The 15,171-nt window shown below is 65.5% G+C and carries 12 protein-coding genes; 5 read left to right on the plus strand and 7 right to left on the minus strand.

Annotated features, from left to right (window positions below):
- Positions 1 to 5 precede the first annotated feature (5 nt).
- From V474_RS13360 to lgt, 3 genes are read right to left on the minus strand one after another with little or no spacing between them, the layout of a single operon-like run.
- The gene (locus V474_RS13360) at positions 6 to 515 is read right to left on the minus strand and encodes a DUF2306 domain-containing protein (protein ID WP_059152153.1); all 510 of its coding nucleotides are present in this window, start codon (positions 513 to 515) and stop codon (positions 6 to 8) included.
- Positions 515 to 1,579 (minus strand): class I SAM-dependent methyltransferase, encoded by a 1,065-nt coding sequence (locus V474_RS13365; RefSeq protein WP_059151944.1) that lies wholly within the window; start codon positions 1,577 to 1,579, stop codon positions 515 to 517. Before V474_RS13365 ends, V474_RS13360 begins: the two co-directional genes overlap by 1 nt.
- 13 nt (positions 1,580 to 1,592) lie before the next feature.
- Positions 1,593 to 2,492, minus strand: coding sequence for a prolipoprotein diacylglyceryl transferase (lgt, locus tag V474_RS13370; RefSeq protein WP_043977045.1), 900 nt, complete (start codon positions 2,490 to 2,492; stop codon positions 1,593 to 1,595).
- Between the two features lie 205 nt (positions 2,493 to 2,697).
- Here lgt and V474_RS13375 point away from each other — a divergent pair, with 205 nt between their 5' ends.
- The 3 genes from V474_RS13375 (at position 2,698) to V474_RS13385 (ending at position 7,507) form a co-directional block, all read left to right on the plus strand.
- Positions 2,698 to 5,451, plus strand: a complete 2,754-nt coding sequence (locus V474_RS13375) for a [protein-PII] uridylyltransferase (RefSeq protein ID WP_059151945.1) — start codon at positions 2,698 to 2,700, stop codon at positions 5,449 to 5,451.
- A gap of 116 nt (positions 5,452 to 5,567) precedes the next feature.
- Positions 5,568 to 6,713: a patatin-like phospholipase family protein gene (locus V474_RS13380; RefSeq protein ID WP_059152154.1), complete on the plus strand. Its 1,146-nt coding sequence runs from the start codon at positions 5,568 to 5,570 to the stop codon at positions 6,711 to 6,713.
- A 14-nt stretch (positions 6,714 to 6,727) separates the two neighbouring features.
- Entirely contained in the window at positions 6,728 to 7,507 is a 780-nt protein-coding gene (locus V474_RS13385; protein ID WP_059151946.1) for a 3-hydroxybutyrate dehydrogenase, read from the plus strand.
- Between the two features lie 72 nt (positions 7,508 to 7,579).
- Here V474_RS13385 and V474_RS13390 read toward each other — a convergent pair whose 3' ends face one another.
- From V474_RS13390 to V474_RS13400, 3 genes are all read right to left on the minus strand, one after another.
- Positions 7,580 to 8,608, minus strand: a complete 1,029-nt coding sequence (locus V474_RS13390; RefSeq protein ID WP_059151947.1) for an aspartate-semialdehyde dehydrogenase — start codon at positions 8,606 to 8,608, stop codon at positions 7,580 to 7,582.
- 306 nt (positions 8,609 to 8,914) lie between these two features.
- Positions 8,915 to 10,258 (minus strand): glutamate--tRNA ligase, encoded by a 1,344-nt coding sequence (locus V474_RS13395; protein ID WP_059151948.1) that lies wholly within the window; start codon positions 10,256 to 10,258, stop codon positions 8,915 to 8,917.
- Positions 10,259 to 10,290: 32 nt separating this feature from the next.
- A complete protein-coding gene (locus V474_RS13400) occupies positions 10,291 to 11,460 on the minus strand; it encodes a benzoate/H(+) symporter BenE family transporter (protein WP_059151949.1) in 1,170 nt (389 codons plus the stop codon).
- Positions 11,461 to 11,707: 247 nt separating this feature from the next.
- Here V474_RS13400 and V474_RS13405 point away from each other — a divergent pair, with 247 nt between their 5' ends.
- Positions 11,708 to 12,718 (plus strand): sterol desaturase family protein, encoded by a 1,011-nt coding sequence (locus V474_RS13405; RefSeq protein WP_059151950.1) that lies wholly within the window; start codon positions 11,708 to 11,710, stop codon positions 12,716 to 12,718.
- An 88-nt stretch (positions 12,719 to 12,806) separates the two neighbouring features.
- Complete coding sequence (locus tag V474_RS13410; RefSeq protein ID WP_059151951.1) at positions 12,807 to 13,418, plus strand: hypothetical protein; 612 nt, start codon at positions 12,807 to 12,809, stop codon at positions 13,416 to 13,418.
- A gap of 19 nt (positions 13,419 to 13,437) precedes the next feature.
- Here V474_RS13410 and V474_RS13415 read toward each other — a convergent pair whose 3' ends face one another.
- Positions 13,438 to 15,093, minus strand: a complete 1,656-nt coding sequence (locus V474_RS13415) for an NAD+ synthase (RefSeq protein WP_059151952.1) — start codon at positions 15,091 to 15,093, stop codon at positions 13,438 to 13,440.
- Positions 15,094 to 15,171: the final 78 nt, after the last annotated feature.

Genomic DNA, 15,171 nt, shown 5'->3' on the forward strand with positions numbered 1-15,171 from the left:
CATTCTCAACTCAGCAGCCAGTGCCCCAGCAGGCGGTCGAACGGGAAGGTGAAGAACCCCGCGATCAGCAGCGCGCCGATGATCATGCCGCGCACGGTGCGGCGATGGCGGGCTACATTGTGGCGGCGGGCGCCGATCACCAGCAACGGCACCAGCACGATGGTCAGGAACGACAGTGCATGGATCGGGCTGAAATGGCCCGGATTGCTGGTCGTCACGAACAGGCTGTCGATCGCCGTGAGCAGCATTGCCGCGCTCCAGACATAGCCCAGTTGCCGGTGCCCCGGCGTCCCGCGCGGGCGCCACAGCAGCACCGGGGTCAGTGCCAGCGCGGTCATGATCGTGGCAAGGTGCAGCCAGATCACCGCCGGAATCGCCGGCCAGTCGTGCAGGCCCTTGATCACGGCCGCGATGATGAAGCCCAGCATCACCAGCGCCAGCCCTCCGAGCGCCTTTTCCAGTCGGTCAGGCGCGGTCGAGGGCAAGGCGGCTGCCTGCACCGATGCCGTCGCCATCAAAAGCCCGCGCCGTCCGGCCATCCCTGCCCGGCCAGGCCCATGACCTTGAACAATTCCCCCATCTGCCCCTCGTCCACCAGTCGATCCCTGGCGGCGAGTATTGCAGAAGATTGCTGCGGCGCAATACCGGCGAGCTGCGCCGCGCGCATGTCGATCCCCAGCGCGCGCAGAAAGGCGCCTTGCGTCACCGTGCCAAGGTGGCGCGCCCCGCCCGCCAGCGCCACTTGCGCGGCCGTGGCGAAATCGACCAGACAAGTCAGATCCGCCTCGCCCGGCAGCGCGAAGGGGTCGACTTTCGTGTGATCCTTGAGCGCCTGCAGCGTGGACCCGGTCTGCACTTGGGCATAGCCATAGTCGATCAGCAGCGCCGCCCCGCCCTGCGCGGCAAGCCGCGCGGCGATCTCGCCGGTGACGGCGGCCGCGCCGGGGCAGGTCTCGATCAGGGTCTGCTCGGGGCTGTCCTTGAGGTGTTCGGGAATGGCCGCGTCCATCGGCGTGTCTCCGGCGACTGGCAGGAAGCGGCCGCCATCGCCGCCTGTATCCTGCCAGTCGACCATGCGCTCGCGCCAGCCCCGCGGGGTCTTCACCAGCTGGCGAACCGGCAGCGCGTCGAGAAACTCGTTGCCCACGATGATCAGCGGCGCATCGGTCGGCAGTGTGTCCATGTCGTCATGCCACTGCGCGCCGGGCACCGCGCCGCTCTGAACGGCCCGCAGCGCGGCGGAGCCTTCGACGAAGTGGACCTGCGGCTCAAGCCCTTGCCGCTTCATCGCCCGCAGCGCGTCGCGGGCCAGAGTGCCGCGCCCGGGGCCAAGCTCTACGTAGCGGACCGGCGCGGGGCTGCCCGCGCGCACCCATATGTCAGCCAGCCACAGGCCGATCAGCTCGCCGAACATCTGGCTGATCTCGGGCGCGGTGATGAAGTCTCCGCCGCTGCCCAGCGGGTCCTTACCCGCATAGTAGCGGGCGTTCGATTCGCCCATGTAGTGTTGCAGCGTGATCGGCCCGAAGCGGGCGATCAGCCGCCGGAAGACCGCGCCAAGCGATTCGCCTTCTGCCATGACGCCGGTACGCTCAGGTGATCTCGATCGGGCGGCGCGTGGACAGCGCCGGGCGGGCCAGCGCCCGCGCCACCATGAACAGACCCAGCAGAATCAGCGGGATCGTCAGCCACTGGCCCATCGACAGACCGGTCGACTGCGCGAACTGCGCAAGCTGCTTGTCCGGCTCGCGGAAGAATTCCACCGTGAAGCGCGCGGCGGCGATGCCGGCGGTGAACACGCCCACCAGCAGGCCCGGGCGGAAACGCGCGCGCGTCTTCCAGTACAGCAGCAGCATGATGACGATCATCATCAGCCCTTCCAGCCCCGCTTCGTAAAGCTGGCTGGGGTGGCGCGGAAGCTGGTCCGGGGCATCGGGAAAGACCATCGCCCAAGGCACGTCGCCGGTGACGACGCGGCCCCACAACTCGCCGTTGACGAAGTTGGCAAGCCGCCCGAACAGCATACCGAACGGCACGCAGACGGAGATATAATCCATCACCCGCACAAAGCTCAGCTGATTGCGCCAGGACACCCAGGCCACCGCCAGCAGCACGCCGATGAGGCCGCCGTGGAAGCTCATGCCGCCATGCCAAAGCTGCACAAGTTGGCTCGGATGGGCCCAGAGGCTGGGAATATCCGAACTACCGCCGGTGTAGAACGTGGCATAGCCCAGTCGTCCGCCCAGGATGATGCCCAGGGTGCAGTAGAAGAAAAGATCGTCGGCATGATGCTGCGCCATCGGCGCGCCGGGCGACTTTATCATGCGCGAAAGATGCCAGTATCCCAGCACGATCCCGGCGAGATAGGCCAGCGAGTACCAGCGCAGCTCGAAGCTGCCGATACGGAACAGATAGTTCTTGAGGCCCAGGTTCACCCAGTAAATGGGCTCATGCGCCTCGGCGGCGGCTGCGGCAAGCAGTGTCAGGGACAAGTCGTGGACCTCGCGTGCTTCATGTCCGGGCGGCCGGAGCCGGGGCACACCCCGGTGGCTGCCATGGATGGCCTTCGTTACGCGCGGCCTTCTGGCATAGCCCGGTACGCGATGGTAGCCGGCAATTCATATCTGTGCCGCATAACCCGCGAGATCACCAGCTGCGGCTTTTCCTTAGCGCCCGCAGCGTCTAGACCCCGAGGCCATGAGCAGCGTGATCCGTATCCCTTCCCCCCGTTCCGTGATCGACCGCCGCGAACTGGCCGCGCGCATAGATGCCGTTGTCGCCGAGCAGGGCGGCGCCAAGGGCCGCAAGGCCATCGTCGAGCTGCTGCGCGCCGCGCTGGAAAATGGCCGCGCCGAAATTGCGCGCCGCCTGATCGAGAAGCCCTCTGCCGGGCACGAAGTGGCGGAAGCGCAGGCTTTCCTGGTCGATCAGCTGGTGCGCGTGATCCACGATCACATCTGCGCCAACGTCTATCCGGCGGGCAACCGTTCCAAAGGCGAGCGGCTGACGATCATGGCCGTGGGCGGCTATGGCCGGGGTGAGATGGCGCCGCATTCCGACGTCGACATCGCCTTCCTCACGCCGATCAAGCAGACGCCGTGGTGCGAGCAGGTGATCGAGGCGATGCTCTACTTCATGTGGGACCTGGCGCTGAAGGTCGGCCATTCCAGCCGCTCGCTCGACGACATGGTGCGCATGTCGAAATCCGACCTGACAATCCGCACCGCCATGCTGGAAGGCCGCTACGTCTGGGGCGACCAGGACCTGTACGAAGAGGCGCGCACCCGTTTCTTCAAGGACGTGGTCTCCGGCACCGAACGCCAGTTCGTGGTCGAAAAGTTGGCCGAGCGCGAGGAACGCCACAAGCGCATGGGCGACAGCCGCTATGTCGTCGAACCCAACATCAAGGAGGGCAAGGGCGGCCTGCGCGATCTGCACACGCTCTACTGGATCGGCAAATACATCCACAAGGTGCGCGATGCCTCCGAACTGGTCAGCGTCGGCCTGCTGACCCAGAAGGAATACCGGTCCTTCCGCCGCGCCGAGAACTTCTTCTGGGCGGTGCGCTGCCATCTGCACACCATCACCCGCCGCGCCGAGGACCGCCTGACCTTCGACATGCAGCGCGAAGTGGCGGCGCGCATGAACTTTTCCGACCGCCCCGGCAAAAGCGCGGTGGAGCGTTTCATGCAGATGTTCTTCCTGCAGGCGAAGGGGGTGGGCAACCTGACCGGCGTGTTCCTCGCCCAGCTCGATGACCAGTTCGCCAAGCGCCAACCGCGCGGGCTGCTGGCCGGTTTCCGCGCCAAGGAGCGTATTCTCAAAGGCTACAAGGTCTTTGGCGGCCGCCTGAAAGCGCCTTCGGACGACTGGTTCGCCGCCGATCCTGTGCGCATGATCGAGATTTTCGTGCTGGCCGACCGCGAGCATCTGGAAATCCATCCCGAAACCCTGCGCCTGATTTCACGCGATGCGGTGCTGATCCGCGACGATGTGCGCCGCGACAAGCGCGCCAACGAGCTGTTCATGGAACTGCTCACCAGCCGCAATGACCCCGAAGTGGCCCTGCGCAGCTTCAACGAGGCAGGCGTGTTCGGCCGCTTCGTGACCGAGTTCGGCCGCGTCAACGCGCAGATGCAGTTCGACATGTACCACCATTATACGGTGGACGAACACACGATCCGCGCCATCGGCCTCGTTGCCCGGATCGAAAAGGGCGAGCTGAAGGGCGACCACCCGCTGGCCCACGAGGTCATCCCCAAGCTGCGCTCGCGCCGGGCGCTTTACGTTTCGGTGCTGCTGCACGACATCGCCAAGGGGCGCAAAGGCGACCACTCGGTGCTGGGCGCGGAAATCGCGCTCAAGCTGTGCCCGCGCTTCGGCCTCGACGAAGATGAGACGGAACTGGTGTCCTGGCTGGTCCGCCAGCACCTGCTGCTGTCCGCCACCGCGATGAAGCGCGACCTTTCGGACGGCAAGACCATCGCCGATTTCGTGGAGGTCGTGCAGTCGGTGGACCGCCTGCGCCAGCTGACCGTGCTCACCATCGTAGACATACGCGCGGTCGGCCCCGGCACCTGGAATTCGTGGAAGCGCCAGCTCATCGCCACGCTTTACGGCGCGGCGGAGGAACGCCTGCGCCTCGGCCATGCCGAATTCGGCCGCTCCAACCGCGTTGCCGCCAAAAAGGCCGCTGTGGAGGCTATGGGCGGCCAGTACCCCGCGCTGATCGAGAAAGTCGGCGGCGTGCTGGGCGATGCCTACTGGATCGCCGAACCGGACGACGTGATCGCCAAGAACCTGATCGAACTGGGCGCTTCGGAAGAGGAGCCGCTGTCCATCTTCACCGAATACTACCCCGCGCGCGGAGCGACGCTGGTGACGGTGATCGCATCGGACCACCCGGGACTGTTCTACCGCATCGCCGGCGGCATCCACCTGGCCGGCGGCAATATCATCGACGCGCGCATCCACACCACGCGCACCGGCCGCGCGGTCGACAACTTCCTGGTGCAGGACCCGCTCGGCCGACCGTTCATGGAAGTCAGCCAGCTCGAGCGCCTCAGCCTCTCGATAGAGAATGCGCTGGCCAACCGGATCAAGATCCTGCCCCAGCTGGTCGCCCGCCCCGACGCGCGCCCCCGCGCCGATGCCTTCGACGTGCGCCCGCGCGTGCTGTTCGACAACAAGGCCTCGAACCGGTTCACCGTGGTGGAGGTCAATTCGCGCGACCGGCCGGCCCTGCTTAACCGGCTGGCCCATGCGCTGTTCGAATCGAAGCTGATGGTCCACTCCGCCCATATCGCCACGTACGGCGAGCGCGCGGCGGACACCTTCTACGTCACCGACCTGTTTGGCGAGAAGATCACCGGCACCCCGCGCCTCAAGGCACTGGAACGCCGCCTGCTGGAAGCCGCCAGCGAACCGACCGGTGAAGAGGCCGCGGCCTAAAAGGGGAAGCCGTAATGACCGGCCCGCAAAGACAAATCGCGACACTTGTATGAGTTGAAACCTTGGCCGGCCGCCCCCAACTGTTGCGCTGCAGCAAACTGGCACAAGGGTATCGCGTGAGCCGTCCTGATCCAGACTCCAATCTTCGCCCTCAAAGCGTCCTCGTTCTCCAGGGCGGCGGCGCGCTCGGCGCCTATCAGGCGGGGGTATACGAAGCGCTCGCGGCGAATGACGCCTTGCCCGACTGGGTGGCCGGCATCTCGATCGGGGCGATCAACGCCGGGATCATCGCCGGCAATGCCCCCAAGGACCGGGTGCCGATGCTGCACAAGTTCTGGAACGGGCTCTCCTCCGAACTGCTCTATCGCATCGACGAGCGCCTCGGCTTCGCCCGCCGCGCCTTCAACGACGTGGCCGCGCAGTGGGCGGCGATGTTTGGCATCCCCGGCTTCTTCACGCCGCGCTTCCCCCTGCCGCTGCCTGAATGGCCCGCCGCGCTTGACCGCCTGAGCTATTACGACACCGCCCCCCTGCGCCAGACGCTGCTGGAGGTGATCGACTTCGACCGCCTAAACACCGCCGACACCCGCTTCAGCGTCGGCGCGGTCAACATGCTTACCGGCAACTTCGCCTATTTCGACAATACCGAGCGCCAGATCGGGCCTCAGCATATCATGGCCAGCGGCGCCCTGCCCCCCGGCTTCCCGCCGGTGGAGATCGACGGCGAATGGTACTGGGACGGCGGCCTCGTCTCCAACACCCCGCTGCAATACGTGCTCGACAACCGCCCCTCGTGCGAGATGACGGTCTATCAGGTGGACCTGTTCTCCTCGCGCGGGATCGTGCCGCGCACCATGGCCGACGTCGCCCAGCGCGAAAAGGACATCCGCTTTTCCAGCCGCACGCGCCTGGGCACCGACCAGTCGCGCCAGTTGCAGAAAATGTGCGCCGCCGCCAAGCGCCTGGCGAAAAAGCTGCCCGAAGATCTGCTGGACGATCCCGACCTTGCGCATCTGCTGGGCTGCCGGCCCGCCGGCGCGGTGGCAGTGATGCACCTCATCAACCGGCCCGAGGATTTCGAGACCAACTCCAAGGACTACGAATTTTCGCGCGTGACGGTGAACGAGCATTGGGCGACCGGCCGCGCCGATGCCGCCCACTCGCTCGCCCATCCCGACTGGACCGGCCGCCGCCTGAAGGCCGACGAAATCGTTACTTTCGACCTCGCCGGCGCCGATCCGGCACATCCGCTTACCGTATGATGGGAGTTAAATGCATGAAACTCAAAGACAAGGTCTGCATCATCACCGGCGCCGCCAGCGGCATCGGCAACGCCATCGCCCACAAGTACGCCGGTGAAGGCGGCAAGGTCGTCATCGCCGACCTCAACCTCGAAGCCGCGCAGAAGGCGGCGGACGATATCACCGCCAAGGGCGGCAGCGCCATGGCCGTAGCGATGGACGTGACCAGCGAGGAACAGGTGAACGAAGGCGTTGCGCAGGTGGTCGCAGCCTGGGGCACGGTCGACGTGCTGGTTTCCAACGCCGGCATCCAGATCGTCAACCCGGTCGAGAATTTCGCCTATGCCGACTGGAAGAAGATGCTGGCGATCCACCTCGACGGCGCGTTCCTGACCTCCAAGGCAGTGCTGCCGCATATGTATGCACAGGGGTCCGGTTCGGTGATTTTCATGGGCTCGGTCCACTCCAAGGAGGCCAGCCCGCTGAAAAGCGCCTACGTCACCGCCAAGCACGGCCTGCTGGGGCTGTCCCGCGTGATCGCCAAGGAAGGCGGCAAGAAGGGCGTTCGCACCAACGTCATCTGCCCCGGCTTCGTGCGCACCCCGCTGGTGGACAAGCAGATCCCCGAGCAGGCGAAGGAACTGGGCATTTCCGAAGAGGAGGTGGTGAAGACCGTGATGCTCGGCCAGACCGTTGACGGCGAGTTCACCACGGTGGAGGACATCGCCGAAGTCGCGCTGTTCTTCGCCGGGTTCGAAACCAATGCGCTAACCGGCCAGTCGCTGGTGGCCAGCCACGGCTGGTTCATGGAGTAAGCCCCCCGCCCTGGCGAGGATGACTGCAAGATAAGAAAAGGCGCGCGTCACCGGGACGCGCGCCTATTTACGTCAACCCAGCAGCACTTCCGCGATCTGCACCGCATTGAGCGCCGCGCCCTTGCGCAGGTTGTCGCTCGCCACGAACAGCGCGAGGCCGTTCTCGGAAGTCGGATCGCGGCGCACGCGCCCCACGAACACGGGGTCCTTGCCGGTCGCATCCAGGGGGTTGGGCACTTCGGTCACCACCACGCCCGGCGCCGAGCCGAGCAGTTCCAGCGCGCGCTCGACGCTGATCGGACGGTCGAACTCGACGTTCATCGACAGAGAGTGGCCGGTGAACACCGGCACGCGCACACAGGTGCCCGAAACCGGCAGGCCGGGGATGTCCAGAATCTTGCGGCTCTCGTCACGCAGCTTGATCTCTTCCTCGGTGTAGCCATCGTCGGCATAGACGTAGTTCAGCGGCACCACGTTGTGCGCGATCGGCACCGCCCACTTCTCAGGCGCAGGCAGCAGCGCGGACACGTCGCCGCTGGCCAGTTCGCGTGCCTTGTCGCCGACATGGGCGATCTGGCGGGCCAGCACGTCGATGCCTTCAAGGCCGCCGCCCGATACCGCCTGATAAGTCGAGACGACCAGCTTCTTCAGCCCCGCCTCGTCATGCAGCGGGCGCAGCACCGGCATGGCGGCCATGGTGGTGCAATTGGGGTTGGCGATGATGCCCTTGGGCAAGTTGGCAAGCGCCTGCGGGTTCACCTCGGCCACCACGAGCGGCACGTCCGGGTCCGAACGCCAGGCAGAGGAGTTGTCGATCACGATGGCGCCGGCCGCGGCAGCCTTGGGCGCCAGTTCCTTCGAGGTCGATCCTCCGGCCGAGAACAGCACAACGTCCAGCCCGGCGAAGTCCGCCGTCGCCGCGTCTTCCACCACCACGCCGTCCAGTTCCTTGCCGGCCGAGCGGGCCGAGGCGAACAGGCGCAGCGTAGCGATCGGGAAATTGCGCTCGGCAAGAATCTCGCGGATCATCGTGCCGACAAGACCGGTGGCGCCGACGACGCCGACATTGAGCTTCTGACCGGGTGCGAACTTTTGAACCATGACTAAGCGTCTCCTGTTTGGGAGCAGCGCGAGGTTCTTGTTTTTCAAATTGAAAAGCCCCGCCTGCCGTGTGCGGGGTCGGTGTTCGAGTGGTGCCTTAGATCACGCACACCACCGACACCGACCGCGCGATGGCAGTCGGTTTCGGGGTGGTAATAATGATCGGCTTTGCGAACATGACCGCGCCACTAGCGGCAAGCGGCTGATGTGTAAACAGGCATTATGTTGCGTTTGGCTTCCGGGCCTTCGACAAGCTCAGGCCGAGCGGTATCGAGCGTAGGCTTGGTTGATCTTACGACAAGCCGCTCAGGCTGAGCCTGTCGAAGCCCCTCGCAGCCGCGCCGTTGCCGCCTCGCGCCCGATCAGCGGCAGCAACGCCGCCATGTCCGGCCCATGGTCCATGCCCGTCAGCGCACGGCGCAGCGGCAGGAACAGAGCCTTGCCCTTGCGCCCGGTCGCATCCTTGAGAGCGGAGGTCAGCGCCTTCCACACCTCGGGAGACCATTCCAGCCCGGACAGCACATCCGCGCCCTGCGCGCAGAAGGCCCGGTCATCCTCGTCGATATCGGCCGTCGCGACCGGCCCGGTCACTACCTGCCACCAGTCCTGCGCCTCGGCAACGCGGCCAAGGTTGGGGCGCACTGCTGCCCAGGCGGCAGCATCCATCCCCGCAGGCAGGCGCGCGGCCACAGCATCGTAGTCCAGTGCATGGACCACGGCGGCGTTAACCCGCTCAAGCTCTGCCTCGTCAAACCGCGCCGGCGCGCGCCCGAAGCGCGCAAGGTCGAAGGCCGCCGCCAGTTCCTCCAGCCCCAGCGCCGCATCCACCGGGTCGCTGGTCCCCAGCCGCCCGAGCAGCGCCGTCAGGGCCTGAGGCTCGATCCCCGCCTCGCGGAAATGCGCGGCGCCCAGCGAGCCGAGCCGCTTCGACAGCTTGCCCTCGCTGCCCACCAGAAGCGCCTCGTGCGCGAAAGCGGGAACGGGGGCCCCCAGCGCGGTGAACATCTGCACCTGAGTCGCCGTGTTGGAAACGTGGTCCTCGCCCCGCAGGATCTGCGTGACGCCCATGGCGACATCGTCGATCACGGATGGCAGCATGTAGAGCCACGAACCATCGGCGCGGCGCACTACCGGATCGCTCATCTGCGCGGCGTCGAACTTCTGCGCGCCGCGAATACCGTCGATCCACTCGATCGGCTCGTCGCGGTCCAGCAGGAAGCGCCAGTGCGGCAGATCGCCCGCTGCGATTCTGGCCACCTTCTCGTCGGCGCTGAGTTCGAGCGCTGCCCGGTCATAGATCGGCGGCAGACCGCGCCCAAGCAGCACCTTGCGCTTGAGGTCCAGTTCCTGCGGGCTTTCCCAGCACGGATAAACCCGGCCCTCGGCCTCCAGCCGCGCGAAAGCCTCCTCGTAGATGGGAAAGCGCGCGGACTGGCGCTCCTCGCCCTCGGTCTCCAGTCCCAGCCAGGCGAGATCGGCGCGGATGCCCTCGACAAACTCCTCGCGGGACCGGGCAGCGTCGGTATCGTCGATGCGCAGCAGGAACCGCCCGCCCGCTTGCTTTGCAAGCAGGAAGTTGTGCAGCGCCGTGCGGATATTGCCGACGTGAAGGTGCCCGGTGGGCGACGGCGCGAAGCGAGTGACAGTCATGCCCCGCGCGTTACGAGGCCCTGCGCATCAGGTCAATTTCGGCGCGAAAAGACCGCCTTCGCCGCCAGCGCCGCAAAGCCCGCCAGCAGCCCCCAGAACGCCGAGCCAATCCCCATCAGGCTTACCCCCGAGGCCGTCGCCGCGAAGGTGAGGATGGCGGCATCGCGTTCGCTTTTCTCGACCAGCATCGCCTCCACTGCGCCGGTTAGCGGTGCGATCAGCGCCACGCCTGTCAGCGCCGCGATCGCGGCATGGGGCATTGCCAGGAAGAACAGCACCAGAGGCGCGGAAAACAGCGCCAGCGCCAGATAGAAGCCCGCGTAGATCAGCCCCACCACCCAGCGGCCCGCCGCATCGGGGTGCGCGTCGGACCCGGTGCAGATCGCCGCCGTGATCGCCGCAAGATTGATCCCGTGCGCCCCGAACGGCGCCAGCAGCAGGCTCGCCAGCCCGGTGCCCAGCAGCAAGGGCCGAGGCTTGGGCGCATACCCCGCCGAGCGCAGGACGACGAGGCCAGGCAGGTTCTGCGACACCAGTGTGACGAGGAACAGCGGCATGCCCACGCTTATCACGCTGCGCCAATCGAACACCGGCGCGGCCAGTTCCATCCCGCCGATCAACGGCCCAGCGCCCAGCCCCGCCACGTCCCCGCGCAGCGCCAGCACTGCGAACCCTGCCAGCAGCACCAGCAGCAGTGCATAAAGCGGCACCCGAACTCTCGCGATCACGAAGACCGCCAGCAGCACGCAGACGAGCAGCGCGTCGCTCTCCAAAGTCCTGAACAGCTGCAGGCAGAACGGCAGCAGCACCCCGGCCAGCATCGCCGAGGCGACCGAGGCTGGTATCCGCTGCGCCAACCGGCCCAGCGCCGGCACCAGCGCCAACACGCACATCATCGCCGCCGCCGCCAGGAACGCGCCGACCGCCACCGGCCACGCTACGGCGCTAGTACTCGCCGCCAGCAGCGCCGCGCCCGGCGTCGACCATGCCAGCACCACCGGCATCCGCATCCACACCGAAAGCACCGCGCCAGCCACCGCAATGCCGAGGCACAGCGCCGTCACCGCTGACCCCACCTGCCCCGCATCCGCGCCCATCGCCTGCATGGCGCGCACGATCAGCGCCACCGTCCCCCCGAACCCCACCAGCGCGGCGATGAAGGCAGATGTCCAGGAAGCGAGCGGCGGGAGGCGAGACAGCATGCCGGCGCTATGGCAGATTTGAAGCTGAAGGGAAGATTCGGGGCGTCGTGGAAGGTGCAAGGGGCGTGGCCCTCGCGCCTCCGGTCGAAAGCGCCGCCGGCTCCGTCTTAAACCCGCCGACAAAGCGACGCACGCGGGGCAGAGACCAAATTCTGTAATATGATCTGGACGCGCCGAGCAGTCCGTATTACCATACCTAGAATTAGTATTACTGAAACGGGTGACCAAATAATACGAGGGCAAGCGTATGGACGGAGTTCGCGTAGGTAAAAGACTGATAGGAACCCAGTCACCCGTCACAGTGGGGTGGGAAAACGTACCCCGTGTCGAAGGCGGCCCGGTGAAGCAGTTCGTCTTTACCTGGTTTCAGCCCACGGTGCTGTTCGCACTGATCGCTTTTTGGTACTACGCGCCTAATTCCATTGCCAAGGCATCGACCGCGATCGGCATCGGCATCGGCTTCAAGGTGCTGCTGCTGACGATGGAGTGGTTTTTCCCGCGTCATGAAAGCTGGCGCCTGACTTGGAAGGAACTGGTCACCGACCTGTTCTATGTCGGGCTCGGCTATACGATCCTGCGCATGATCGATGGCTACATCGGCGATGGCCCCATCATCGAAGCCATCCAGCACTATTTCCAGTCGGACAAGTTCATGTGGTTCACAGGAATGCCGCTGTTGGTGCAGGCCTTCCTGATCTCGTTCATCTTCGATTTCGGGCAATACTGGATGCATCGCGGGATGCACAACTGGTACCCGCTGTGGCTGCCTCACTCCGTCCACCATTACATCACCCAGCTGAACATTAACAAAGGCGCCGTGGGCAATCCGGTGGAACTGTTCCTGATCGGGCTGGGTATCGGCGGTTTCTTTGACTTCCTGCCGCGCGCCGCCCTGCTTGCCGGCGCCTTCGGCATGGCGATCGGGACGTACCAGCACATCAATGTCCGTTTCAATTCGCCGCGCTGGTGGCGGTTCCTGTTCAACACCACCGAGCACCACAGCCTGCACCATTCGCAGGACTTCGAGGCCAGCCGCAGCAATTTCAGCAATACCTATATCTTCATCGACCGCATTTTCGGCACCTGCGTCGATGGCGAGGCCGAACTGCTGGGCATGGAAGGCGGCCGCCGCATGTCGATCCGCGAGCAGATGACCTTCCCCTTCACCGAGGGCTGGAAGGCGCTCAAGGAAAAGTACGGCAGGGCGAAGTTCGGCGAGGATGGATTTGCCGAGCCGGCGGGCGTGCCTGCCGAGTGACAGGAACTGCTGCGCCCTCGTAACCGGGCAGCCCCCCATGTCATGCCGCCCGGTGCGGTATCGAAAAGCTCTCCCGGATGGAGATCACATGAACGCGCGTTTCATCGACTGGATCTGGCACGTCAGGGGCAGCCTGACGCTCGCTCCCGAGCAATCGAGCGATGATGCCTTCGACAGGCTTCGCCCCTTGTTCCGCGAGACCGGAACCAGCCACGAACTGGCGAGCGATACCCTGACTTTCCGCAAGAAGGACCAGGCCGCGCAGGACAAGATGTCCGTTTTCGACGGCGGCGTCCTGCAGATCGAAAAGGGCACGGCCGGGTCCGTGCTGCACTATTGCCTGACCAGCCGGGCCTTGCTGTTCTGCTTTCTGGCGCCCCTGCTGTTCCTGGGTTTCGCCCAGTTGACGGTGGCGATCGGCAAGTTCGAAAAAGCGCCGACAGAAGCGGAAGACAAGGCCGGGAAGGACAAGAAAAAAGCCGAAGTCCCGATGAACCCGATCGACAAGGCGCTGGGCGCGCCCGCACCCGAAAAGCCCAAGCAGGACGGCGCGGACAAAGCCAAGGAACGAGAGAAGAAACACTCGCCCACCTCGGCCTACGTCTTCGCGGCGATCTTTGCTGCTCTTTATGTCATCGGGCGCATTCTCGAAGACCGGCGGCTGAAAGCGTTGTTCAGAAAAAGCCTGTTGGCCGCGTAAAGCCGCCCGGGCGGGCCCCTCAGCCGCTCCGAAATGCATGTGTGATCGGATAGCGCCGGTCGCGCCCGAAGTTGCGCGCGGTCAGCTTCACGCCCGGCGCGGCCTGACGGCGCTTGTATTCGGCCAGGTGGAGCAGACGCTCGACATGCTGGACGACGCTGCGCTCGAAGCCTTCCTTCACGAGTTGCTCCACGCTCTTGTCGTGTTCGACGAGGCCAATGAGGATCGGGTCCAGCACGTCGTAAGGGGGCAGGCTGTCGTCGTCGCGCTGGTCGTGGCGCAGTTCGGCGGTGGGCGCGCGGGCCAGGGTGCTCTCCGGGATAACCGGACGCGCGGGGCCCAGGCCAATGCGCGGCACATGCCCGTTGCGCCAGCGGGCCAGCGCGAAGACGGTCATCTTGTAGGCATCCTTGAGCGGATTGTAGCCGCCCGCCATATCGCCGTAGATGGTGGCATAGCCCACGCTCATCTCGCTCTTGTTGCCAGTGGTCACCAGCATCGGCCCGAATTTGTTCGACAATGCCATGAGCGCGGCGCCGCGAATGCGGGACTGGAGGTTTTCCTCGGCCAGATCGCGCTGGGTGCCCTCGAATGCCTCGCCCAGCATGAAATCGAAGCCGTCGACGGCGGTGCCGATCGGCATTTCGGTATAGCGGATGCCAAGCGCCTTCGCGCAGGCGGCCGCGTCCTCGCGGCTCTGCGTCGCGGTGAAGCGCGAGGGCATCATGACGCCCCACACCCGGTCGGCGCCCAGCGCATCGACGGCGATGGCGGCGCAGGTGGCCGAATCGATCCCACCGGAAAGGCCCAGAACCACGCCGGGAAAGCCATTGCGGTTCACATAGTCGCGAAGGGCCAGGACCATGGCGCAGTAAATGTCCTCGGGATGGACGGCCAGATCCGGCACCATGCCCCGGTCGCAGCGCCAGCCGGTGGCAGTGCGGGTCCAGTTGGTCTGGACGACCTGCTCCTCCCAGTCGCGCAGTTGAACTGCAAGCCCGCCATCGCCGTTGACCACGAAGCTGGCGCCGTCGAACACCAGTTCGTCCTGCCCGCCCACGCGGTTGAGGTAGGCCAGCGGCAGCCCGGTATCGACCGCGCGGCGCTTGGCCACGCCTTCGATTCGCAAGGCGTCCTTGTTGATCTCGTAAGGACTGCCGTTGATGCATATCAGCATCTCGGCCCCGAAATCGGCAAGGTGGCGGCACACTTCGGAGCGCCATATATCCTCGCAGATGGGCACCCCGATCATCGTGCCGCGCAGGATCAACGGCTCGGGCAGCGGGCCGGGCTGGAACAGGCGCATCTCATCAAAAGTGCCGTAATTTGGCAGTTCATGCTTGAGACGCACGGCCTGAACCTTGCCCTGATCGAGCAGGGCTACGCCGTTGTGCAAAGCGCCGTCTAGGACGAAGGCGGAGCCGACCAGCATCGCGGGGCCGTCTCCGGCGCTGGCTTCGGCAAGGATTTGCAGCTGTGCCGCCGCCCGCTCGATCAATGAAGGCTTGAGGATCAGGTCCTCGGGCGGATAGCCGATAAGGTGAAGTTCGGGAAAGACGATAAGGTCGCTGCCCTTCGCCGCATCCCGCGCGGCAAGCACGCCCTCCGCGTTGCCGGAAATGTCCCCCACCGACTGGTTGAGCTGGGCGAGAGTGATCTTCAGCGTATCCGGCATGCCCGGTTAGGTGCCTTCCAGACCCGCCCAGTGCAAATGAAAAACCTGCGGGCAGAAGCGGTTTGCATCTGCGCCGGA

Origin of the sequence: Novosphingobium barchaimii LL02 (assembly GCF_001046635.1) — a bacterium.
Taxonomy (GTDB): domain Bacteria; phylum Pseudomonadota; class Alphaproteobacteria; order Sphingomonadales; family Sphingomonadaceae; genus Novosphingobium; species Novosphingobium barchaimii.

What these genes read in the sequence shown, in the direction of transcription:
- V474_RS13405 (WP_059151950.1), top strand. Translation starts at nt 11,708, where the DNA reads ATGGACGGAGTTCGCGTAGGTAAAAGACTGATAGGAACCCAGTCACCC.
- V474_RS13390 (WP_059151947.1), bottom strand. Translation starts at nt 8,608, where the DNA reads ATGGTTCAAAAGTTCGCACCCGGTCAGAAGCTCAATGTCGGCGTCGTC.
- V474_RS13400 (WP_059151949.1), bottom strand. Translation starts at nt 11,460, where the DNA reads ATGCTGTCTCGCCTCCCGCCGCTCGCTTCCTGGACATCTGCCTTCATC.
- V474_RS13375 (WP_059151945.1), top strand. Translation starts at nt 2,698, where the DNA reads ATGAGCAGCGTGATCCGTATCCCTTCCCCCCGTTCCGTGATCGACCGC.
- V474_RS13395 (WP_059151948.1), bottom strand. Translation starts at nt 10,258, where the DNA reads ATGACTGTCACTCGCTTCGCGCCGTCGCCCACCGGGCACCTTCACGTC.
- V474_RS13360 (WP_059152153.1), bottom strand. Translation starts at nt 515, where the DNA reads ATGGCGACGGCATCGGTGCAGGCAGCCGCCTTGCCCTCGACCGCGCCT.
- V474_RS13385 (WP_059151946.1), top strand. Translation starts at nt 6,728, where the DNA reads ATGAAACTCAAAGACAAGGTCTGCATCATCACCGGCGCCGCCAGCGGC.
- V474_RS13410 (WP_059151951.1), top strand. Translation starts at nt 12,807, where the DNA reads ATGAACGCGCGTTTCATCGACTGGATCTGGCACGTCAGGGGCAGCCTG.
- V474_RS13365 (WP_059151944.1), bottom strand. Translation starts at nt 1,579, where the DNA reads ATGGCAGAAGGCGAATCGCTTGGCGCGGTCTTCCGGCGGCTGATCGCC.
- V474_RS13415 (WP_059151952.1), bottom strand. Translation starts at nt 15,093, where the DNA reads ATGCCGGATACGCTGAAGATCACTCTCGCCCAGCTCAACCAGTCGGTG.